This window comes from Salinicola sp. NYA28a, assembly GCF_976982775.1.
Map to the genome: position 1 here is coordinate 2,395,517 of NZ_OZ334582.1, position 23,512 is coordinate 2,419,028.

A 23,512-nucleotide genomic window follows, 5' to 3' on the forward strand; every position below is an offset into this window, starting at 1 on the left:
CTTACTCCTAAGAATACATCATGCAACATTAATTTAAATTAATTAATTTTAAAATCGCGTATAATAAATGCAAAACAATCAAGGGGCATCGCGTATTGATTACCTATATAATCATCATGGTCTGGCTGGTTATTATACTGCTGCAGCAATGTTAGCACTTGGTCCTGAGCCCAACGTTCCCTGTCAATGATCGGTTCTGCAAACCCTATATTCTCCGTTACTGACTGCTCTGCAGCGCGGTCATAGCAATACTTGGGCGCCATCAGGGTCGCAATATAAAAGCCTGTTCCCTGACCATGATCGCGATAGACCACATGCACATTGTCCTGCCGGTCAACCAATACACAGGGCCGACTGATCGGGATCTGCAGCGTTCCCCCGCCCTGAAGGTTGAATGGCTGAGAGGCCTGGGCCAGATACTGGTGACGCCATTCGATACCGTCATGCCAGAGATGCTGGAAGATCGGTATACCCGTGCCCGGATGATTGCTGTAGAAGACGATATGCGGCCGTTGCTGGCTGTCCAGTGCCATACTGCACTGGTTCATCAGGTTGCTACCGGGCGAGACCGGCCAGATGGTCTCGGCATTGGCGGGGGTGATGGGCAACTGATAAGGCTGGTGGTTGGTGGTCCACCAGCTCAAGCCATTATCGTAGGACTTGGCGTATCCCACATTGATGTTATTGACGCGCTTTTCCTCGCCCAAGGTATGGGTGCGCCAGACAAAGCTCAGGTGTAGGCTGCCGTCCTCCCCCACCACAGGGTTGTTCCAGTAGGCGTTGGCCGTCCACGGCTTCTGCTCCGCACCGCTCAGGATCGGCTTGGGGTGGTCCTGCCACTGCTGCTGCGCTTCATCATAGGTCTTGATATACGCCGTGCCGTTGTTATGGGTGCCATGGCGATAAAGCAGGGTCAGCGGAAAGCCCTGCCGGGGCAGGATGAAGGTCGGGTAGGTCACCCGCTCTTCGTTTTTCCCGGTCATGGGAAGCTCGTCCGTCCACTCGCTAACGTCGTGCGGCTGCAGGCTACGGCGATATTTCAACTGAGTGGCGTGGTGGTCATAGCTGATGTGAAGATGGTCTTCACGATCCATGCCCAGGCTGATGCTATTGTGGGCATCCTTGAGGTTGTACTCCCCGGCCAAGTCATACACCTGAAGGCTATCGTCCTTAAGGTGACGCCGCACCAGGCGCAGGGTGTGTTCGTCCACGTAGAAGGCGGTGTACTGGTATTCCCCCACCGTCATGATGCCGTGATGACGGAAGATCACCGTATTGATGGTATTGCCCGCCCAGGCTTCGCCCAGGTCCAGCGTCTTGTGCAACTGGAATCGCGACACCCTCGCCCGCTCCAGCGGCATTGCCGGGGCCGCGATCATGGGCCGGTTGTCCCGTAGCGGCAGCGGTGCCTGGTCAACTCCCAGCTGTTTCTGCTGCAGCCCGATTCTGGCCTGCCCCAGCAGGGTGGTATCGCTGCCGGGCATGCCGGTGGCGATGGCACTCTCGAAGTGCTGTTGGGCGCGCTCAGGCTGGCCGGCCAGCACGCTGGCGCGCCCCAGGCTGTTGTGTACGCCTGAGATCATCACCTGACGAATGAGCTTCGCATTCTGCCCCCAGGCTTTGGATTGGCGTAAATGCTGCCGAGCCTGTGCCATATCGCCAAGCTGCATGAAACCCGCTGCTGCCAGCAGGGCCAGCATGGCGCGATCGGGGTGATGCTCCAGCGGCTGTTGCGCCAGTTGAGTGAGTGCGTACCAATTCCCGAACTGCCACTGGGTGCGCGCTCGCTCCAGCAGGTAAGGGTCATGGGGAATGGGGGCCACTTCTCCTTGGGCAGGCTGGCGGCTAACGCCTACGCTGGTCGATCGAGTACGGTTCTGACGATTCGACTGACGTTTCGCGCCGGTCTGTTTCTTGCCTTTCTGTCCCATGGTCTCGTCCCGGTCCGGGGAATTACAGGCTGCTCTCGCGCAGCAGCAAGTCCTTGATCAGGTCGAGCTGGGCTTCAGCCTTGACCAGCTCCTCCTGCATTGCATGCTGACGCTGCTCAAGCCGTTGATTTTCTGTCTTGAGCCGGCTGGCTTGCTGGCGGGCTTCGTTCAGTTCGCTGAACCGCTCTTCTGCCAATGCTTTGAGCTTGATGCTTTCTGAATCCGCGCTTTCCTTGGCTTGCAGCAGGGCCTGTTCCGCCAGCCGCTGGCTCTCCTGAGCTTGCTGGGCCGTACCTTTCTGATTATTCAGCTCCGCTTCCCGCTGACGGAGCTGATGGTTCAATTTTTCCAGTTGCTGCTGGCTTTCCTCGGCGGTCTTTTGCTGATTGTTCAGGCGCTCGCGGCTCGCTTTAAGTTCGGCCTGAAGCTTGCTCTTCTCGGTTTCCAGCTGAACTCTGGTCTTCTCCGCTTGTTGAGCGCTGCTTTTCTGCTCGTCGAGCCGTTTGCTTAACCGCTGGTTTTCCTCAGCCGCCTGCTCCAGGGTTTTCTGCTGCTTCTCGACCTGTTGCTTCAGTTCGCTACGACGCTTCTTGAGCTGCGCTACTTCTTCGCTGAGAGCCTCGTTGTTCTGCGTCAGGGTGCCATTAGTGCTGGCTTGTTCGGCCAATTGTGCCTGCAGTTTCTCCAGCGCTATTGCCTGCTCCTCGGCTTGCTTGCGCAGATTTTTTCGCTCGTCCTTGAGAGCGTCGCACTCTTGGGTCAGCTCGGCATTGCGAGCTTGCTCCGATTGCCAGGCGTCAAAGAGCGGGTGGCGGCGGAGCTGCAGCAAGGGAAAGTCTGGGTCGTCCGCGAGGCGCTGGGCAAACTCGAAGCCCTGCTGTTCGCACCAGGCCAGCAGCTCCGCTTGGCTGGGGGTGTTTTCGTAGAGGCTTTCCACACCGGTACGCAGCCATAAATTCCGTAGGCTGACCAAGACATGGGCTTGCGCCAGACCTTCAAGCAGCGGCAGTGCCAGCTCGGGCTGCTCGATCACCAGGGTCTGTACAGGTTGCTCGGCGATCTCGTCTATCAGGCCTTGCAGCGGCTCGAGCCGGACCGGCGAGTCATCTTCAAGAGCCAGCCCGGGATAGAGGCTGTGGATGCCTGTCGCACGCTGAGTGGCGTTGAATTCCGGCAAGTTGTAGCGGTAATAGGGCTTCTCGCCGGTATGCTGGGCCAGCTTGGCGGTGCGTTGTTGTGCCTGCGGCAATACTTTGGTGACCTCACGCCACGCGTCTTCCGGCGTTTCGGGCGTGATGAATTCGGCCTGCTCCGGCAATTCCTGGTGCGCCAGCAAAGCATCAAGGCTTTCTTTTCGCAGGGTGCCGAGGTAAAGCCAGCGTTGGGAGGTTGGCTGCATAGTCAGGTTTGCTTGTGTAAAGAGGGTCGGCTGCATACTGATTACGACTCCCGACCAGTCAACGGCTGGCGGTTTTCTGCCTGGCCAAGCTCGATGAAGTGGACCAGCGGATTGAGTCCGGCGGCCGCTACATCGGGGTAACTAGCAATGTAGTGCAGCGCATCGAAGTGAGGGCTGGGGTTACGCCCTTCCAGCACACCATGTCTCAGGTAGTGTTCTGCTGCATCCATGGAGCCGTTGTCTACGTCAGGGTATTGCTCTTGATACCACTCGGCATCGAAGAAACGGCTGCTTTCGAGCAGTTGCTTATGTCGAGCCAGCCGCTTTTGGGAAACTCTGTTACTTCTCGTGGCTTCCTTCACTGCCTTGGTGGCGCAAGCTCTCAACCATTCCGCGATAGTTTGATGGGCGGCCAGTTCTTGTGCCAACGCCTGCTTCTCGTGCCGATAGCGTGACAGGTCATGCTCCAGTGCCTGGCCATTCAACATGAACTGCTCCAGCTCTTCCTGCACGCTGTGTAGCTGCTCCAGCAGCAGAGTGTTTTCTTCGCTGAGCGATTGCTGTTGATGCTGCATATCCTGGAGCTTGGCGGCTTGCTCGGCCTCACGCCGGGCCGCCTGCTTCTCGGCCTGCTGATGCTTGGTCAGCGTAGCTTGATATTCCGTCTGCAGTTTTTTCAGAGCCTTTTCGAGTACGCTGGCGCGCTGCTCAGCCTGCTGCAATTCAGCTTGCCGCGTTTGCTCTTTTAGTAGGTGTTGTTCCAGCTCTTCCTGCACGCTGTGTAGCTGTTCCAGCAGCAGAGTGTTTTCTTCGCTGAGCGATTGCTGTCGTTGCTGCATATCCTGGAGCTTGGCGGCTTGCTCGGCCTCACGCCGGGCCGCCTGCTTCTCGGCCTGCTGATGCTTGGTCAGCGTAGCTTGATATTCCGTCTGCAGTTTTTTCAGAGCCTTTTCGAGTACGCTGGCGCGCTGCTCAGCCTGCTGCAATTCAGCTTGCCGCGTTTGCTCTTTTAGTAGGTGTTGTTCCAGCTCTTCCTGCACGCTGTGTAGCTGTTCCAGCAGCAGAGTGTTTTCTTCGCTGAGCGATTGCTGTCGTTGCTGCATATCCTGGAGCTTGGCGGCTTGCTCGGCCTCACGCCGGGCCGCCTGCTTCTCGGCCTGCTGATGCTTGGTCAGCGTAGCTTGATATTCCGTCTGCAGTTTTTTCAGAGCCTTTTCGAGTACGCTGGCGCGCTGCTCAGCCTGCTGCAATTCAGCTTGCCGCGTTTGCTCTTTTAGTAGGTGTTGTTCCAGCTCTTCCTGCACGCTGTGTAGCTGTTCCAGCAGCAGAGTGTTTTCTTCGCTGAGCGATTGCTGTCGTTGCTGCATATCCTGGAGCTTGGCGGCTTGCTCGGCCTCATGCCGGATGCTTTCTTCTTCTGCCTGCTGATGCTTCTGCAGTGCGCTTTCCAGCTCATTATTACGTAGCAATGCTTGCTCTAGATCGGCCTGCACGCCTCGTAGGGAAGCCTGCAATTGGTCCCGCTCTTCCTCAATGTGCCTTTGCTGGGTGCTGCGCTGCTGTAGCTGCAAAGCCTGTTGATCGAGGCCTTCCCGCAATCGTTTCAGTTGTTGCTCTGCTACCTGGGATTCACCTTCCAGGGCGCGATGACGAATCTCATCAGCTTCCAGGCGTTTGAGCGCTTCGTGATTTTCGCTTCTTAACCGACGATACTGCTCAACGGCTTCCGTGATATTCGGCACGGGAGCCGGTTTGGTCTCACCGGCGTTTCGCGTGCAGGCGAGCAGGTAGGCTTGAGTTTTTTCCAGAACAGGTGACTGCTGTATCAAGTGTTGCGCAGCCAGCTGGTAGATGGGAGCAATATGCGGCAGCGGCACCGGGGTATTGATCATATCGCCCGCCGGCGTTTCCGATTGCTCGGCCTGCGGGTATGCCACCAGGCTGATTCGCCGCCGGTTTTGCTTGAAAAGCGTAATCAACCGTTCTGCCTGGCCATGCCATTGATGTACCGCAGTATCAGGACTGACACCTTTGGCCATTAACGCCGCGATGTAGGGCATCGGCAATGGATAAGCGAGCGTGCAATGTTCGACATCACCCTGACCCAGCCACTGCTGCAGCCAGCCCGCAGTCGCCTGCGTCATGTTCTTCAATACGCTGTAGGTCGTCTGGTGAGGGCGAATGTCTCGTACCTGAGAGATCGGAACGACGGCAGAGTGCTGGCGTTGAAGCGCTTCTTCGGGTGTTGCATGAAACGCATGCACGCCTAAATAAATAACCAATGACATGTCTGTCGTGCTCTTGTTAAGGCGAAATATCGTCAGCGGTGCAGCAACACCCGCCATTCCTCTAAAGAGAGATGCTTTACTAATTCCACTAATGCTGTCATAACATCAATGGCAAAAGTCGGGAGGTTACAGGGATAGCAGCTATAATCAGCCATTAGCCTTTTACAACCACTATTCCAAATTATAAACCGGCTCTGCTAGACTGAGGATACTCAATAGTAGGTTGTCTTCTTGGCTTTACAGGTCTATATCAGACACAGCTACTGCTTGCTTCCTTCGAATTTTGGCGCCTCGGTAAATGCATAGCCTTGCCCATCTTTTACGGATACCCGAGGCTCTTTGCCTTCTATTAACGGCCATTCAATATTTAGCGCAGAATCATTCCAACGGATGGAGTATTCATCACCTGGCGCATAATAATCAGTACATTTATATTGAAATTCAGCTTCTTCACTCGTGACATAAAAGCCGTGTGCAAATCCCGGCGGCACCCAGAGTAGCTGCTTGTTCTCTTCACTCAGAAAAGCCCCCACCCATTGACCAAACGTGGGGCTACCCTTGCGCAGATCCACCGCCACATCGAATACCTCACCACGGGTGACACGCACCAACTTACCTTGAGGCTGGTTCAGCTGATAATGTAGGCCACGCAGTATGCCTTCCACAGACTTACTATGGTTGTCCTGCACAAAGGTATACTTACCGCAGTGTTTTTCGAACTCTTCCTGACGGAACGTCTCAAGGAAAAATCCACGCTCGTCGCCAAAGACTTTCGGCGTTAGTAGAACGACATCTGGAATTTCAAGTTTCTCGAATTGCATATGGGGCACTTCGGCTTATTTCGTAAAGAGATGTGGAATCAATTGATGATCGAGGCAGCATTACGCTTGGCCTTCTGCTTGACCAGTCGTTTCAGGTATTTGCCGTAACCGGTCTTCGCCAAAGCCGCAGCGTTCTCGAGCAGCTCATTATCACCGATCCAGCCCTGTACCCAGGCAATCTCTTCGAGGCACGCCACTTTCAAGCCTTGGCGGTGCTCGATGGTCTGCACGTACTGGCTGGCTTCCATCAGACTATCGTGGGTGCCGGTATCCAGCCAGGCGAAGCCGCGGCCCAGCTTTTCCACGCGGAGATCCCCGCGTTGCAGGTAGGCGTTGTTGATACTGGTGATTTCCAGTTCGCCACGCGCAGAAGGCTTTACCTGTTTGGCGATTTCGACCACGTCATTGTCGTAGAAGTAAAGCCCGGTAACGGCGTAGGGCGACTTCGGCTTGGCGGGTTTTTCCTCGATGGAAATGGCTTTGCCCTTCTCGTCGAATTCCACCACGCCGAAACGCTCTGGATCTTTGACCAGGTAGCCAAACACCGTGGCGCCGTTTTCCTGGGCGGCGGCTCGCTTGAGTTGGTCCGAAAAATGCTGACCATGAAAGATGTTGTCGCCAAGTACCAGGCAGACGGAGTCGTCACCGATGAAATCCTCGCCGATCAGAAAGGCTTGGGCCAAGCCATCCGGGGATGGCTGAACGGCATATTCGAAGCGCACGCCGAACTGCTCGCCATTGCCCAGAAGCTTCTGGTACTGGGGCAAGTCGTCTGGCGTGGAGATGATCAGAATGTCGCGGATACCGGCCAGCATAAGCACCGAGACCGGATAGTAGATCATCGGTTTGTCGTAGATCGGCAGTAACTGCTTGGAAACGCCATACGTGATCGGATGCAACCGCGTGCCGGAACCACCGGCAAGAATGATGCCCTTGCGAGCCATAGCCTTTTTCTCTTCTCATCGTCTGGCTGTCGCTGCCGATTGAATAGCGATAAGCAGCAAACAGGTTTGAATAGATAATTTGCCTACCGACTCAGATTTTCCTGAAGGGTCAAGGCCAGCTGAGACTGCCAGTTCGGCAGCTCGATGCCCAGGGCCTCTTCCAGCTTGCCCAGCGCCAGCCGTGAATTTCTTGGCCGCGTTGCGGGCGTCGGGTAATCCGCGGTGGGGATGGGGCTGACGCCTGCCGGCTCAATGGCAAGCGCTTCGCCGGCCTCGGCTGCCTGGCGGAAGATTTCCCGCGCAAAGGCACACCAACTGGCCTCCCCCCGAGGCGCCAGGTGATACACCCCTGAGGGAAGGGCCAGACTTCCACCCTGCGGATTCAGTGCCAGCGCCGTGACCTGGGCGATCAACCTGGCGGGGGTCGGCGCGCCAACCTGGTCATCGACCACCATCAGAGCGTTACGCTCGCGGCCCAGACGCAGCATCGTCTTCATGAAATTGTGGCCACGCGCGGCATAGACCCAGCTGGTACGAAAGATCACATGGCTGCAGCCGCTGGCCTGAACCGCTTGATCGCCGGCAAGCTTGGAAGCGCCATAGACGGAGAGCGGCCCGGTCGCACTACTCTCTTTCCACGCGGCGATACCATCGCCGGGATAGACGTAATCCGTGGAGTAATGCACCAGTGGAATGCCGGCCTGACAGGCATAGGTGGCCAATTGAGCCGGTAGCTCGGCATTCAGCCGGTTCGCCAGGGAGGGTTCGCTTTCGGCTTTGTCGACGGCGGTGTAAGCGGCGGCGTTGACGATCAGATCAGGGCTATGCCTTTGCAGCCAGGTCTCTACCGCGGCTTTATCAGCGAGATCCAACACGTCACGAGCAGGCGCCAATACCTCTCCGAATGTGCAGAGCTGGCGCTGAAGCTCGAAACCGACCTGCCCGGAGCCTCCGGTGACGAGAATTTTCATGCCAGCGTCCCCAAGCGTTCGCCGCGGTAGCTGCCATCCTGTACCCGTTGCCACCACTCGCGATTGGCCAGATACCATTCCACCGTTTTAGCCAGGCCGGACTCGAAGGTTTCTGCCGGCGTCCAGCCCAGTTCGCGCGCGATCTTGCTGGCGTCAATGGCATAACGAACGTCATGCCCGGGGCGGTCGGTAACGAAGGTAATCAGATCCGCGTAGCGATCGACACCTTCGGGTTTCTCGGGTACACGCTCTTCAAGCAGCGCACAGAGCGTGTGAACCACTTCAAGGTTAGCCTTTTCGTTGTGCCCGCCGATGTTGTAGGTCTCGCCGACCTTGCCTTCGGTCGCGACCTTGATCAGGGCGCGCGCGTGGTCTTCGACGTACAACCAGTCCCGGATCTGTTGACCATCGCCATAAACCGGCAGCGGCTTGCCTGCCAGGGCGTTGAGTATCATCAGAGGAATCAACTTCTCGGGGAAGTGATACGGTCCGTAGTTGTTGGAGCAATTGGTAACCAGCGTGGGCAGGCCGAAGGTACGTTGCCAGGCTCGAACCAGATGGTCCGACCCCGCCTTGCTGGCAGAATAGGGGGAGCTGGGGGCGTATGGTGTCGTCTCGGTGAAGAGATCATCACTGCCGTGCAGATCACCATAGACTTCATCGGTGGAGATATGGTGAAACCGGAAGTCCGTCGCCTTGTCAGGGTCTCGCTGTTTCAACGCTTGCCAATATTCCCGGGCGACTTCGAGTAACTGGCAGGTTCCTACCACATTGGTTTCGATAAATCTGGCCGGCCCGTCAATGGAACGATCCACGTGACTTTCCGCAGCCAGATGCATCACGATGTCCGGCTGACAATCGCGAAATAACCGACGCATACCATCACCATCGAGGATATCCGCCTGCACAAAGCGATAACGTGGGTTGCCCGTGACTTCCGTCAGCGAATCCAGGTTCCCTGCGTAGGTCAATTTATCGACATTGACGACGGTATGTTCTGTCGATCGAATCAGCTCGCGAACGACAGCGGAGCCAATGAAACCCGCGCCGCCCGTGACGAGAAAGGTTTTTTTCATACTAAATACCCGGAATGCTTTCTAAGTTTTAATATCGTCAGGCCAAACCCAAATGCTGCCAGCAAGCTTTAAGCTATTGAAAAGTTACAACCAGCAACAAAGGAAATTAGTTAAAAATCTGGCTCTATCCACAGAACCCCGAATAATTAGCCAGCACACCGGCTCAGGGAAAACGCATGAAAACTTCTATACCGCGAGAATGTCGGCCAGATAGGTCTCATCCAGCGCGGCTTTCTTCTGCTTCCGCCGGATTCCGCCCTTGAAACTTGTCTCCCCTTTCAGGTAATTCAGAGCGATATGGCGGACCCTGGCGAGGTTTTCAGCGGCCTGACCACGGTGGATTTTGCAGGCATCTTCGCGAAGCGCCACGTCCAGTGACCAGTGCAGCTTGTTCTCGACGAACCAATGCTGGCGGGCCGCTTCTGCCAGTTTTTTAGCACTGAGATCCGCCGAGCTGATGTAATAGCGGATCATCGGCACTACGGGGGCTTCGTCGCCTTCCTGGCGAAACGACATCACCACGCCGACAGTTTTCAACCCGGGCCACTCATAGCTAAGCTCCTGAAATTCCGGCGTAAAGTCACTGACTACATGATAGCGTGTCTCCTGCCGGCCGCGGCTCTTTTCATCCGTTACATAGGAATCACCCTCGAAGCTCGCGACTTTTGCCATGGGGAATGCTGCCTCGAAAGCATCGGCTAATGCCGGCTGGTTTTCCTTGACTGAAAGCAGGTAGTCCGCCCCCTGCTGTACTACCTGTGCCGCGATCTTTTTCTGGCAACCCATGGCATCGATCGTCACCAGGCACCCCTGCAGGTTCAGTAGCTTGAGCAGCTCCGGAATCGCTGTTATCTCGTTGGATTTCTGCGCTGTTTTTACCTGGCCAAGTACCACGCCATTGGCCGCACTAAAGGCGCTCACCATATGTATGGCACCTTTGCCCTTGCCCCGGCAGTACGAACCGCGCAGCGTCTTGCCATCAATAGCGACAACAGCTCCATCGGTGACGTCATGGCATGACTTCATCCACTCGGCAAACGCTGTCTGCAGCTGCTCAGCATTCACCAGGGCCATCACGCGCGCTAATGTGTCGTGGCTGGGTACGCCAGCTTCAAAATCGCCGTACTGGCGGAGAAAACCCAGCTTGGCGTGGCCAAAGTCCTCGATCTCGTCCCAGCCCTCGGCACCACAAATCACCGCACAGACGGTCAGGAACAGGATATCCGACAGCTGATGCTGCACTTTCCAGGCCTGGCGGAAGTCGGGAACGATCGATAAATGATGCATAAGAGACGGTGTCAACATCGGGTCATCCAGATCAAAAACCGATAGATGACCACATTAACTCCTACTGGTAAATCGCTACGAAGCCCGTCGTAGAGCGGTTTTTCATGCGTTTTCCCTGCACACCGGCTCTGCTTATTAATCCCGGCTTATTCATGAGGCCGGCCCGAAAACGAAGATAGCGGATGGTATTCTCTTGAAAATTCAGTGTGTTCCGCCAAGAATCTGAACCAAGAGAGCCATCCGCTATGGGTGAAAGCCTATCCACCTGGACGCCCTCGTGCAACGGCTCTGTCCGTGTTGAGCTGAGCGGCCAGCGCACCACTAGCGACAGCGGCGCCCTGCTGCTGCGTGAAGCCCTCGACAACAGCGGCGTGATCGAGGCGCTGGAAGACAATCTGGTCGATCGACGCCACCCGCTGCGCATCCTTCATTCGCTGGCCAGCCAGTTGCGTACCCTGGTGCTGCAGCGTGCGATGGGCTGGATCGACCTCAGCGATACCGACACGCTGCGCCGTGATCCGCTCTGGCAGCTGGCCTGCAGCGATGCGCGCGGGACAACGCCCCTGGCCCAGGACCGGCCCTCTCAAGCCACGCTGTCGCGGCTGCTGACCTGCCTCGGGCGCTGCGACAATATCGATGCCGTGCACGAAGGCCTGCTGCGACTGGTGATCTGGCGCCTGACCGCGCTGAAGAACGGCGAGCGCCCCAAGCAGCTGACGCTGGACATCGACGGCCTGCCGATCGAGGTCCACGGCCACCAGGGCGGCTCGGCCTATCATGGCCTGTACGGCGCGCGGATCTATTCACCGCTGGTCGCCTCGCTGGCAGAAACCGGCGACATGGTGGGCGGCCTGCTGCGCGAGGGCAACGCCGGCCCGGCCGAGAACGCCGACACCTGGATCCCGCATCTGGTGCGGCGACTCAACGAGAGCACCGGCGCCCAGGTTCGGGTGCGCATCGACGCCGGTTTCACCGACAACGCGACGCTGGAGGCCCTGGAAGAGTGCGACATCGAGTACCTGGGCCGACTGCGCAGTCACTCCGGCCTGCAGAAACTGGCGGCACCGCACCTGAAGCGGCCACCCGGCCGGCCACCCGAGCAGCCTCGCGAGTGGTGCCACGATCTGGAGTATCAAGCGGGCTCTTGGTCGGCACCGCGTCGCGTGGTGCTGGTGGTGCAGGAACGCCCCGATGACCTGCTGCTGCATGCCTTCTTCCTGGTCACCAACCTCGGCAAGTTCGACTGGCCGCCGGAGAAGGTCCTGGCGCTCTACCGCAAGCGCGGCAGCGCCGAGGCGCACATGGGCGAGGTGAAGTCGGCGCTCGACGTGCACCTCTCGTCGACCGATCGCGGCGCCTCCACCGTTCAGGACGTGATGGCACGCAACGAGGTGAGCCTGCTGCTCAGCCTCTACGCCTACCAGGTCCTGCATGGCCTGCGCTGCCTGCTGGAGCGGCAGACCCGGCAAGGCTGGAGCCTCAGCCGGATGCGCGAGCAGGTGCTGAAGGTCGCCGCCACGCTGAGACTGCACGCTCGGCGAATCACCGTTCATCTGGGTGCCGCCGCCGACAAGTGGTGGCCGACGCTGCTGAAGGGGCTGCCGAAGCTGACCGCACTGAGCTGACGCTCCTGCGAGACCACCACAGCATCAGAAAGCGAGCGACCGGAGCGGCGGGCGGCGATCACGGCTGCTTGGACGGTCGCAATTGATTCCAAAGAGCTATAAGAAAGCGGGAAAATTTCAGCGTTTTGGCATTACTCAACGGCCATTCGCACTGAAGAAGCCGATCCTGATAAGCGATGCCACCAGTCAGTACCTTCAGACCGCTCAATCAGCACCCTCGTGAATGAGGCGGGTTAATGCTAATAGCCATACTTTTATTGGAGCCGGCAGCATCGGTGTGGGCAGGGCTTTCATTGAATAGTGTAATTCTTGAGCGACCTATTCTTAAAAAAGCCACGCTACCGCCAGGGCAGGTGCCTACCAGATCACTGGCTCGCACCACCCGATTCATGTATCTGAATGTTGTCTAGACGGCCGCATCCTGCCCCTACCGCGCCCCGCACTAAGACAGAAATACTACATCGCTCATGCTTCTGCAACAATGGGATACAGAGGGAATTTTTGTCGTCAATAGCCGATTTCCTACAACGCTTTAGTACAACGACTATTGACTTTGGCAGTGTGGGTGGAAGTTACCAATGCATGAGGAATAAGCCTATGCAAGTCGGTTTAAAGTAAAAAGGTCGAACAGCAGACATAAAAAAAGCCTTTTCGGCTTTTTGGCCGAAAAGGCTTTTAACTTTGGGTTCAGTTTATGCAATTACATTATATTGCCTTAGCTTAAGCACGAGTTCCTTGACCGTATCTTCCACGCTCAGTTCGCCCGTATTGATCTCGATTTCCGGATTCGTGGGGGCTTCATAAGGCGAGCTAATTCCGGTGAAGTCTTCGATCTGCCCGGCACGGGCTTTTTGGTAAAGGCCTTTGGGATCGCGCTCTTCACAGACTGCCAACGACGTGTTCACGAACACTTCGATGAACTCGTCACTGTCGACCATGTTGCGGACCAGGTCCCTGTCGCGCTGGAACGGCGAGATGAACGAGACCAGCGTGATCATGCCGGCATCGACCATCAGCTTGGCGACTTCGCCCACCCGGCGGATGTTTTCCTGGCGGTGTTCGTCGCTGAAGCCGAGATCGCCGCACAGGCCATGGCGCACGTTGTCGCCATCCAGCAGATAGGTGCTGTAGCCCATGCCGAACAGCTGGCGCTCGAGCGCGTTGGCGGAGGTCGACTTGCCCGCACCGGAAAGCCCGGTGAACCAGATGATGCACGGCTTCTGGTGATTGCGTTCGGCGCGGCGCTGCTTGGTCACGGCCATGTCGTGCCAGACGATGTTGCTGGCGCTGAGCGTATCGACCACCATGCCGGCGCCCACGGTGACGTTGGTCATGCGGTCGATGATGATGAAGTTGCCGGAGTGCGGCGAGCGCACGTAGGGGTCGAGCGCCAGCGGTTGCTTGACCTCGAGCTGGCAGCGGGCGATGCCGTTGAGCGGGATTTCTCTGGCCGGATGGCGCTCGAGCGTGTTGACGTCAGTCTGGTGGATGATCCGCGCTACCCGCCCGCTGACGACGCTGGTGCCTGCCTTGAGCTCATACTCGCGCCCGACTTCCAGCGGCGTATCGTGCATCCAGACAATATCTGCGGTGAACGCCGTGGTCGGCTCCAGCTTGCTGTCCGCCGCGACGAGCATGTCGCCACGGGAGATATCGATCTCGTCGGCGAGCGTGACAGTGATCGCCTGACCGGGATAGGCGGCATCGAGCTCGCCGTCGTAGGTCACGAGACTCTCTACGCTGGATGTCCTGCCGGAACCGAGCACGCGAATGGCATCGCCCGGGCGAAGAATGCCGGCCGCCAGCGTGCCGCAGTAGCCCCGGAAGTTGAGGTTCGGCCGGTTGACGTATTGCACCGGGAAGCGCAGGTCCACGAGGTTGCTGTCGTGCTTGACGTCCACGCCTTCCAGCAGACGCAGCAGCGGTTCGCCACCGCCCTGTGCGTACCAGCGCATGTTCTCGCTGGCATTGACGACGTTGTCCCCTTCCAGGGCCGATATCGGCACGAAGTGCAGGTCGATGTCGTCGTTGAGATTCTTCGAGAATTCCTTGTAGTCGGCGACGATCTCGTCGAAGCGATTCTGGGAATAGTCGACCAGATCCATCTTGTTGACGGCGACGATCAGATGACGAATGCCCAGCAGCGAGCAGATATAGCTGTGACGGCGGGTCTGGGTCTGAATGCCGTAGCGCGCATCGATCAGAATGATCGCCAGGCTCGCAGTCGATGCCCCAGTGGCCATGTTGCGCGTGTACTGCTCGTGGCCCGGCGTATCGGCGATGATGAACTTGCGCTTGTCGGTAGAGAAGAACCGGTAGGCGACATCGATGGTGATGCCCTGCTCCCGCTCCGACTGCAAGCCATCGACCAGCAACGCCAGGTCGACCTTGTCGCCAGTGGTTCCGCTGGTCTTGGAAGCCTGAGTGATCGCCGCCAGTTGATCTTCGTAGATCATCTTGGAGTCGTGCAGCAACCGGCCGATCAGGGTCGACTTGCCGTCATCGACGCTGCCGCAAGTGATGAAACGGAGCAGGTCTTTTTGCTCGTGCTCTTTCAGATACGCTTCGATGTTTTCTGAGATCTTCGGTGAGGCGTGTGACACGGTTCTTTCTCCCACATGAGTGGAGAACACGAGCACTGCGAGCCACGAGCTTCGGGCTACGAGCAGGCTGTGCACTCCATCAAGACTTGTGTTTTGCCTGGCCAGACGCCAAAGCGTTCAATAAAGCGCCAAGCATCCGTGATAACTGAATAGCTTCATTGCGCCACTGAGTACCCTTCTGCTCAGCGATGTACCCTATTTCCATACCGATCAAGGCTTGAGTCGCAAACTCGCCACACGAGCCTTTCGCAATAGACACGAAGCGGAATTTTTCTCGCTCGGTATATCTTTCAAAACCTTCCGCGATATTGCTGGGAATCGAGAGCGCAGAGCGAGTGATCTGATCTTTGAACCCGAAATCACGGAGACCATGAAGCTCTCGATAAACGTCTACGCTCAAACGCTTACCACGCTGCCAGACCTCCATCTGCTCATGCCTCATTGCTTCGCTCCATCCAGTCCCCGACTTTCATGGTCCGTCGCTCGTGGCTTATAGCTCGCAGCTCGAGGCCCGTAGCCCGCAGCTCAAGGCCCGTAGCTCGTAGCCCGTCGCTCGTCGCTCGTGGCTTATAGCTCGCAGCTCAAGGCCCGTAGCTCGTAGCCCGTCGCTCGTGGCTTATAGCTCGCAGCTCGAGGCCCGTAGCCCGTAGCCCGTCGCTCGTGGCTTATAGCTCGCAGCTCGAGGCCCGTAGCCCGTAGCCCGTAGCCCGTAGCCCGTAGCCCGTAGCCCGTAGCCCGTAGCCCGTAGCTCAAAAATATCCTTCTCTTTTCTTGCGTTCCATCGAGCCGACCTGGTCACGGTCGATGGCGCGGCCGGAGCGTTCCGAGGTGCGGGTGAGCAGCATCTCCTGGATGATCTCGGGCAGCGTGGCGGCTTTCGATTCCACCGCGCCGGTGAGCGGGTAGCAGCCGAGCGTGCGGAAGCGGACCCATTTCTCTTCGGGGACTTCGCCGGGTTCCAGCGGCAGGCGATCGTCGTCGACCATCACCAGCATGCCGTCGCGTTCGACCACCGGACGCGGCGCGGAGTAGTAGAGCGGGACGATGGGGATCGATTCGAGATAGATGTACTGCCAGATATCCAGCTCGGTCCAGTTGGAGAGCGGGAAGACGCGGATCGATTCGCCCTTGTTGACCTTGCCGTTGTAGAGGTTCCACAGCTCGGGGCGCTGGTTCTTGGGGTCCCAGCGGTGGTGCTTGTCGCGGAAGGAGTAGACGCGCTCCTTGGCCCGGGAGGCTTCCTCGTCACGACGGGCACCGCCGAAGGCGGCATCGAAGCCGTACTTGTCCAGCGCCTGCTTGAGCGACTGGGTCTTCATGATGTCGGTGTACTTGGCGCTGCCGTGGTCGAACGGGTTGATGCCGGCGGCGCGGCCTTCCTCGTTGATGTGCTCGATCAGCTCCATCCCGACGTCCGCGGCTATCCGATCACGGAACTCGATCATTTCCTTGAACTTCCAGGTGGTGTTGACGTGCATCAGCGGGAACGGCGGCGGCCCGGGATAGAACGCCTTGCGTGCGAGATGCAGCATCACCGAGGAGTCCTTACCGATCGAATAGAGCATCACCGGGTTGCCGAACTCGGCGGCGACCTCGCGGATGATGTGGATGGACTCGGCTTCGAGCTGCTTGAGATGAGTCTGGCGTTCGGGAGTCAGTTCGGTCATGGCATGTCCCTAATATTCGTTTGTCGGGGAAGTCGCGGTGAGCTTCGGGCTTCGAGCTTCGGGCTTCGGGCTTCGGGCTTCGGGCTTCGGGCTTCGGGCTTCGGGCTTCGGGCTTCGGGCTTCGGGCTTCGGGCTTCGGGCTTCGGGCTTCGGGCTTCGGGCTTCGGGCTTCGGGCTTCGGGCTTCGCTAGCATGGCCCCCCAATACTTCCGGCTCGCAATCCTGCTCGTGGCTCGTGGCTCGTAGCTCGCGGCTCACGGCTCACTGCTCGCGGCTCACTGCTCGCGGCTCGGGGCCCGTAGCTCGAAGCTGGCCCGAAGGGCTCCTTCCCAGCGAGAATCGCGCTGCCCACAGACGATAAAAAACGGGTTGAGGGTGCTTTCCTGCTGGTTGCAGCGAAGCGGCTCTAGCGTTTCGGCGTTCAGTACTTCGCCTCCGGCGGCGGTAACGACGGCCTGGGCGGCGGCGGTGTCCCATTCGCAGGTCGGGGCCAGGCGCGGGTAGAGATCGGCGGCGCCTTCGGCAACGAGACACAGCTTGAGCGAGCTGCCCATGGAAACGCGCTCGTGAGCCGGCAGCTGGGCACAGAAGGCTTCGAACGACTCGGCACCATGGGAACGGCTGCCGACGATCAGCCAGGGCTGGTCGCCCGCTGCGGGCAGTTCCCGCACGCCGATCTGTCGCTCCCCTTCGGCGGTGATCTTGAATGCCCCCAGATCGGCATCGCCCCACCAGGTCGTTTCCAGCACTGGCGCATGGACGATCCCCAGCACGGGAACGCCGTTCTCCACCAGAGCCACGTTGAGCGTGAACTCGCCGTTTTTCTTGATGAACTCCTTGGTGCCATCCAGCGGATCGATGAGCCAATAGCGGGCCCATTGCCGCCGCGTCTCGTAGGTGATCTTTTCGCTCTCTTCGGAGAGCACCGGGATCTCCGGCGTCAGGCGCTGAAGCAGATCGCTCAGCGCCCGATGGGAGGTCATATCTGCCTGGGTGAGCGGGCTGTCGTCAGCCTTGGTTTCGACGCTGAAATCCTGCGCGTAGATGTCCAGCACGCGCTTTCCCGCCTCAACTACGCCTGACAACAATTCACGCCTAACGGCTTCATCGATTTTCATTTCATTCCTTTGTCTTTCTGGTACTCGAGCCTGTCTGCCAAGGAGCGACTCGATGAAAACTTTTACGGCCGGTGCCTCAAGCAACCATGGCACGCTTCAAAGCGCCCAACTCAACTGCATCAACTTCAGTGAGTGAACACTAGAAAGGCCAGATCAGCGGTATGAGCAGAATAGTGACAGCGCCGACGATCAAGCTCAATGGCACACCCAGCTTGAGATAGTCATGCATCTGGTAGCCGCCCGGCCCCATCACCATCAAATTGGTCTGATAGCCCAATGCGGTCATGAAGCTGGCGGAAGCCGCGATGGTGATGGCGATCACGAACGGCATGAAGTCCACGCCCAGCTGTTGCGACACCGCCAGCCCGATGGGAAACATCAGCACCGCTGCGGCGTTGTTGGTGATCATTTCGGTGAACAGCACCGTCATCAGGTAGACGAACGCCAGCGCCAGCCAGGGCGAGTCGATATGCCCGACCACCAGTTCGGCGATGGTCTGTGCGGCGCCGGACTGCGTCATCGCCTCGCCAAGGGAGAACGAGGCGGCGATCACGATGAGAACGGAAAGATCGATGTAACGCCGCGCCTTGCCCATGGTCAGGCAGCCGGTCATCAGCAGTGCTCCGGCGGCAAGAAAGGCGGCTTCGAGAATCGAGACCAGGTTGGTCGCGCTGAGTACGACCATCACGCCGAGAATGCCCAGCGAGAGCGGCGCTTTCTGAAAGTTCGGCGGTGTCGAGTCGTTGAGCTGGCTGACCAGCAGGAAGTCCTTCCGATAGCGATATTGTTCGACGAACTCCTGCCCTGTCTCCAGCAGCAGGGTATCGCCGACCTGGAGCTCGATATCCCCGACCTTGCCGTTCAGACGCCGGCCATGGCGGGAGATCGAGAGAATGACGGCCTGGAACCGGGAACGGAATCGCGACTCTCGCACCGACCGGCCGATGCCGGTGAAATCGGGGCTGATGACTGCCTCGACCAGGCAGCGCCGATGCTGTGCCACCTGCAGCTTCTGCACGTTACCGTTGGCGGGGCTCAGCCCCCGCACCTCACGCAGTTCCCGAGCGCACTCCGGCGCGCCGATGAAGACCAGCGTATCGCCACCCTGCAATCGGGTATCCGGCGGCACGGCCGTCAGCAGTTGATCGTCTCGTTCGATATCGGCCAGATAGCCAAACTGCAGGTTGCGCAGGCCGGCGTCCGCGATGGTCTTGCCCACCAGCGGCCCCTTGGGCTCGACGATCACTTCGACGCTGTATTCGCGGATCTGGTCCAGCTGGGCGCTGGTGCCGTCGCGCTGGGGCAGCAGCCATTTGCCGAAGATCAGGATGAACCCGCCGCCCACGAGAAGAATCGGCAGGCCGATCCAGGTCAGTTCGAACATGCCCAACGAGATCCCCTGGCGGCTCTGCAGCAGGCCGTCGATGACCAGGTTGGTGCTGGTGCCGATCAGGGTGCAGGTGCCGCCGAGGATGGAGATATAGCTCAGCGGCAGCAGGAGCTTGGAAGGCGACAGACGCAGGCGGTTCGACCAGTCCTGGATGGCGGGAATGAACATCGCCACGACGGTGGTGTTGTTCATGAATGCGCTCAGGATCGAAGCGGGCAGCATCACCCGCCACTGTGCCCGGCGCAGGGTGGAGGGCTGGCCGAGCAGCAGCCCGGCGATCCACTTGATCGCGCCGGTTTCTTTCAGCGCGGCGGCGACCACATACAACGCCGCAATGGTCATCACACCGGTGTTGGCGAAGCCGGCAAGGGCCTCTTGCGGCGAGAGCACGTCCGAGAAGATCAGAAACGCCATCGCGCCGACCAGAATGGCATCCGGTGCGATCCGTGTAAAAACGAGCGTGCCCAATACGGCCACGACCGTCGCGATGCTCAACCAGGCATCCATACCCATACCGATTTTCTACCCTAAATGCTCTGATTGGCCTGCTTGTACACTCGAATTGCCACCTTGGAATCAATCAAAACGGCTGAAACTGGACCCGGCCAGCTCAGCCGTATTGTATGCCCGCCTCATCGATAGAAACCAGCGGGCTTTCTCTACGAAACGTAAGGAGGCTGTAATGCGCCGAAGCGAGGAGACCTGCACCATGTTGCTGAAAAGCTCGGCGATTACGAAACGTTACTTTTCAGCAAAAACTACCACTTCTTTCGACTGATTCGCTATGGCAAATCTCTGACAAATCACTCATCGGCAGCAGCGAACGTAGTCATGGCGCATAGGATATCGACCGCGCTCGCTGATAAGACGTGGACAACACGATGAAGCGCTGGCGTAGATAGGTGGCCTCTCCGGTGGCATGAAAATCAGGGTTGCGTTGGGAATGAGCGAAGTAGGTCAGGGTCAGCCACCCCAGTCGGCACGCTCGGGAAGCTCGAGTCCCTCCCCCCGCGCCGGCTTTCGTCGAGTCATCAATCCAGCGCTCCGCCAGGGCCGGGGGTACGTTCATCAGCAGGCGGGAAAGATCGAATCCGACCGGCAGCCTGTCGGCGTGATCCCAGTCGATGAACACTGGCCGACCCGTTCGCGATTCGATCAGCACGTTCTGGGGGTGAAGGTCGCCGTGGGAGAATACCCGCGGCAGCCGGTAAACGGCGCGGGCCATGCCCAGCAGTAGCCGCAGCTCCCGCCAGTGCTGCCGTTTCAGCGCGGCCAGGCAGACGCCGCTGATCAGCTTTCCGAACGCCCTTCTCCCGCGTCGGTCGCCTCCCATGCCGGTGACCCAGCAAACGGACGGCAACCGCAGGGCCGCGGCGAGCGTGTCGCGAAACGCCTGCTCGTTGTCACCGGTGAAGCCATCCAGTGTCTGGCCTTCGATATGCTCGACGACCAGGCTGGCGGTCTCTCCGTGGACGAGCACCGCTTCCAGCGACGGCGCGGCTATGCCGTTGGGTTCGACCACCCGGCGGTGAAGGCGTTCGAGCCAGAGCGCATTTCGAACCGGGCGCTGGGCATGAACCACGCGACGCCCCGCCGGCGTATCGATACAGAGTGCCGAAAGCTTGCCCCGGTGGCCGAACAAGGGCCGAAACGCGTTGATGGTCAGATGGGGCCGTAGTGGCTGCAGAAGAGGCCGAAAGGCGGGGAGTTCGGCGCTGGCCCGGGCAGTCAGAAAGCCATCCTCGGCGCCGGGTGGCATCACGACGGCCAGCCCACCTCCCAACAGCTGGCCGCTTTCCAGCGCCCTGACGCGAACGAGATCGCCGATCTGCAACGCGAGCGGCGCCAGGAAACCAACGTTACCTTCACGCGTGATGCCCGCCTCGACCACATCGGGTCGCGCGTCCTGACACAACGCGCAGAACCGTTCTTCGCCGTTGACAGAGATGACGACGCTCTGGCAAGCACGCGACTGCCGGCCATCATCGGCAACATACCATCCCCTGACGACGCCCTGGCTGACTTCATCCACGAAACCTGGCATGCACGCTCCTTGGCCGCGTGGCGACGCGAAAGCATTGTTGTCGTTCAGCGCCGATCCTGCCGCTCCTGGATCCTGCCGTCGTTCGAACGCCGCTATTCATGAGCAGCCGTTCGAAGGCGATACGCTGGTCAAAACGATACGCTGGCCAAAATGATGGTACGACAACCGCCCCGCTGGCTTCGTAACGTGTTACTGCGGAAGGAAAACGACTCGGCAACATTTCGAAGGCGAGGGAGCCTCTCGAGAGCGGGTCATAACTTCGACGAGAAATGGGTCATGCCTTCAACGAGAAGCGGGCCACACCTCTACCGAGGAATGGCCCGCCCTGGTTCTCGAGTTTCCGCTCGATTGCCGGTAGCGCTCAACCGAACTGATTCATGGTGTTGAGCCCGCCGCCGGCCTTGAGCGCAGCCGCGCCGGAGAAGTACTCCTTGTGGTCGTCGCCGATATTGGAACCGGCCATGTCCTGGTGCTTGACCGTGGCCAGCCCGCGCCGAATTTCGCGGCGCTGCACGCCGGCAACGTAGGCCAGCATGCCGGCCTCGCCGAAGTAACCCTCGGCCAGCTCGTCGGTGGAGAGCGCCGCCGTATGGTAGGTCGGCAGGGTGATCAGATGGTGGAAGACGCCGGCTTCGCGGGCCGCATCACGCTGGAATGCCTGGATACGGCGATCCGCTTCCTGCGCCAGCTCGGAGTCGTCGTATGTGGCGTTCATCAGTTGGCCGCGTTCGATACCGGAGAGCGACCGCCCTTCCCGCTCCCAGTCGTCGAAGACCTGCTGGCGGAAGTTGAGTGTCCAGTTGAACGAGGGTGAGTTGTTGTAGACCAGCTTGGCGTTGGGCACGACCTGGCGGATACGGTCGACCATGCCGGCGATCTGGCCGACGTGAGGCTTCTCGGTCTCGATCCACAGCAGGTCGGCGCCGTTCTGCAGGGCGTTGACGCAGTCCAGCACGACACGATCCTCGCCGGTATCGGAGCGGAACCGGTAGAGTCCGTTGGCGAGACGCAGGGGTTTGCGTAGGTCGCCGTCGAGCTTGATGATCGTATCGCCCTCGTTGACATCGTCCGCCGAGCAGATCGGTACGGTGCAGAGAAAGCTGTTGTACTGGTGGGCGAGATCCCCCGGCTCCTTGCTGACAGGCAGTTTCTGGGTCAGGCCGGCGCCCAGCGAGTCGGTCCGGGCGACGATCACGCCCTCCTCCACCCCGAGTTCCAGGAACGCATGACGAACCGCGTTGATCTTGGCGACGAAGTCTTCGTGGGGAACGGTGACCTTGCCATCCTGGTGCCCGCACTGCTTGGCATCCGACACCTGGTTCTCGATCTGGATGCAGCAGGCACCCGCTTCGATCATCTTTTTCGCCAGCAGGTAGGTCGCTTCCTCGTTGCCGAATCCGGCATCGATGTCGGCGATGATCGGCACGATGTGCGTTTCGAAGTTGTCGATTCTGTCGATCACGCTGCGTGCCATCACTTCGTTGCCCTGCTTTCTGGCGCTATCCAGTTCCCGAAACAGGATCGTCAGCTCCCTGGCATCTGCCTGGCGCAGAAAGGTGTAGAGCTCTTCGATCAGGGCCGGAACGGAGGTCTTTTCATGCATCGACTGATCGGGAAGCGGGCCGAACTCGGAGCGCATGGCAGCGATCATCCAGCCGGAGAGGTAGAGATACCGCCCCTGCGTCGTGCCATGGTGTTTCTTGATGGCGATCATCTTCTGCTGTCCGACGAAGCCATGCCAGCACCCCAGCGACTGGGTATAGCGGGAAGGGTCCCGGTCGTAGGCCTCCATGTCGCGACGCATCACGGCGGCGGTGTAGCGGGCGATGTCGAGGCCGGTGCGGAAGCGGTTCTGGGCCCGCATTCGTGCCACGTTCTCGGGATCGATGTTGTTCCAGCGGCCGTTCTGTTCCAGACGCAATCGCTCGAGTGAATCGATATCGCTCTGATAGATGGACATGACTGTCTCCACACAGGAATGGGAATACTCTCCTGGGGCCGGTTTCTTCCCGTGTCATTTCCGGCGGATCAAAAACGCCCGTTTTAATCCTGGCAATGAGAAGAAAACGCCCCATCGGCGAGTTCACTATGTGAGAAGCAGTGCCACCTCAACAATTCGTACTTAGCCGCCATCACGGTAAGGCTTCTACCAAAAATGGCGCTTATGGATGAATCCTGTAGTCATGTATGACGTATGATGCGCATCGTTCCAATGCGGGAACATCATTTGCCGGAAAACCAATGCCGCCCTGCCAGATGGCGGACGGTTTCCAAAACTGCTGCGGTTTCATCATCTTGGGACGACCGCAGCGCCATGGTACCGACCACGGCGTGCCTGGCGGACTCCC

At 58.9% G+C, this 23,512-nt stretch carries 16 protein-coding genes; 1 reads left to right on the forward strand and 15 read right to left on the reverse strand.

Annotated elements, in window-relative coordinates; genetic code table 11:
* Positions 1-38: 38 nt before the first annotated feature.
* The 8 genes from ACWHY3_RS10820 to ACWHY3_RS10855 form a co-directional block, all read right to left on the reverse strand.
* Positions 39-1,931 carry a BNR-4 repeat-containing protein gene (locus tag ACWHY3_RS10820; protein ID WP_448126526.1) on the reverse strand — a complete coding sequence of 631 codons (1,893 nt, stop codon included), beginning with the start codon at positions 1,929-1,931 and terminating at the stop codon, positions 39-41.
* Between the two features lie 22 nt (positions 1,932-1,953).
* Complete coding sequence (locus ACWHY3_RS10825; protein WP_448126527.1) at positions 1,954-3,366, reverse strand: hypothetical protein; 1,413 nt, start codon at positions 3,364-3,366, stop codon at positions 1,954-1,956.
* A 5-nt stretch (positions 3,367-3,371) separates the two neighbouring features.
* A complete protein-coding gene (locus ACWHY3_RS10830) occupies positions 3,372-5,618 on the reverse strand; it encodes a hypothetical protein (RefSeq protein ID WP_448126528.1) in 2,247 nt (748 codons plus the stop codon).
* Positions 5,619-5,878: 260 nt separating this feature from the next.
* A complete protein-coding gene (gene rfbC / locus ACWHY3_RS10835; protein WP_448126529.1) occupies positions 5,879-6,439 on the reverse strand; it encodes a dTDP-4-dehydrorhamnose 3,5-epimerase in 561 nt (186 codons plus the stop codon).
* Positions 6,440-6,477: 38 nt separating this feature from the next.
* On the reverse strand, positions 6,478-7,383 hold the full coding sequence (gene rfbA / locus ACWHY3_RS10840) for a glucose-1-phosphate thymidylyltransferase RfbA (RefSeq protein WP_448126530.1): 906 nt from the start codon (positions 7,381-7,383) through the stop codon (positions 6,478-6,480).
* Positions 7,384-7,466: 83 nt separating this feature from the next.
* The gene (rfbD, locus tag ACWHY3_RS10845; protein ID WP_448126531.1) at positions 7,467-8,354 is read right to left on the reverse strand and encodes a dTDP-4-dehydrorhamnose reductase; all 888 of its coding nucleotides are present in this window, start codon (positions 8,352-8,354) and stop codon (positions 7,467-7,469) included.
* Positions 8,351-9,430, reverse strand: coding sequence for a dTDP-glucose 4,6-dehydratase (rfbB, locus tag ACWHY3_RS10850; protein WP_448126532.1), 1,080 nt, complete (start codon positions 9,428-9,430; stop codon positions 8,351-8,353). The genes rfbD and rfbB overlap by 4 nt, the downstream gene beginning before the upstream one ends.
* Before the next feature lie 186 nt (positions 9,431-9,616).
* A complete protein-coding gene (locus tag ACWHY3_RS10855) occupies positions 9,617-10,735 on the reverse strand; it encodes an ISAs1 family transposase (protein WP_071231734.1) in 1,119 nt (372 codons plus the stop codon).
* Positions 10,736-10,962: 227 nt separating this feature from the next.
* On the opposite strand from ACWHY3_RS10855, the gene ACWHY3_RS10860 reads away from it, so the two are divergent.
* The gene (locus ACWHY3_RS10860) at positions 10,963-12,342 is read left to right on the forward strand and encodes an IS1380 family transposase (RefSeq protein ID WP_448126533.1); all 1,380 of its coding nucleotides are present in this window, start codon (positions 10,963-10,965) and stop codon (positions 12,340-12,342) included.
* 692 nt (positions 12,343-13,034) lie between these two features.
* On the opposite strand, the gene cysN is transcribed toward ACWHY3_RS10860, so the two are convergent.
* The 7 genes from cysN to ACWHY3_RS10895 form a co-directional block, all read right to left on the reverse strand.
* On the reverse strand, positions 13,035-14,945 hold the full coding sequence (gene cysN / locus ACWHY3_RS10865) for a sulfate adenylyltransferase subunit CysN (protein ID WP_448126534.1): 1,911 nt from the start codon (positions 14,943-14,945) through the stop codon (positions 13,035-13,037).
* Positions 14,946-15,024: 79 nt separating this feature from the next.
* The gene (locus ACWHY3_RS10870) at positions 15,025-15,387 is read right to left on the reverse strand and encodes a four helix bundle protein (RefSeq protein WP_448126535.1); all 363 of its coding nucleotides are present in this window, start codon (positions 15,385-15,387) and stop codon (positions 15,025-15,027) included.
* Between the two features lie 307 nt (positions 15,388-15,694).
* Entirely contained in the window at positions 15,695-16,612 is a 918-nt protein-coding gene (gene cysD / locus ACWHY3_RS10875) for a sulfate adenylyltransferase subunit CysD (RefSeq protein ID WP_448126536.1), read from the reverse strand.
* Positions 16,613-16,887: 275 nt separating this feature from the next.
* Positions 16,888-17,730 carry a 3'(2'),5'-bisphosphate nucleotidase CysQ gene (gene cysQ / locus ACWHY3_RS10880; RefSeq protein ID WP_448126537.1) on the reverse strand — a complete coding sequence of 281 codons (843 nt, stop codon included), beginning with the start codon at positions 17,728-17,730 and terminating at the stop codon, positions 16,888-16,890.
* A 139-nt stretch (positions 17,731-17,869) separates the two neighbouring features.
* Entirely contained in the window at positions 17,870-19,633 is a 1,764-nt protein-coding gene (locus ACWHY3_RS10885; protein WP_448126538.1) for an SLC13 family permease, read from the reverse strand.
* A gap of 316 nt (positions 19,634-19,949) precedes the next feature.
* A complete protein-coding gene (locus ACWHY3_RS10890) occupies positions 19,950-21,164 on the reverse strand; it encodes a phosphotransferase family protein (protein WP_448126539.1) in 1,215 nt (404 codons plus the stop codon).
* A gap of 361 nt (positions 21,165-21,525) precedes the next feature.
* Positions 21,526-23,124, reverse strand: coding sequence for an isocitrate lyase (locus ACWHY3_RS10895; protein WP_448126540.1), 1,599 nt, complete (start codon positions 23,122-23,124; stop codon positions 21,526-21,528).
* Positions 23,125-23,512: the final 388 nt, after the last annotated feature.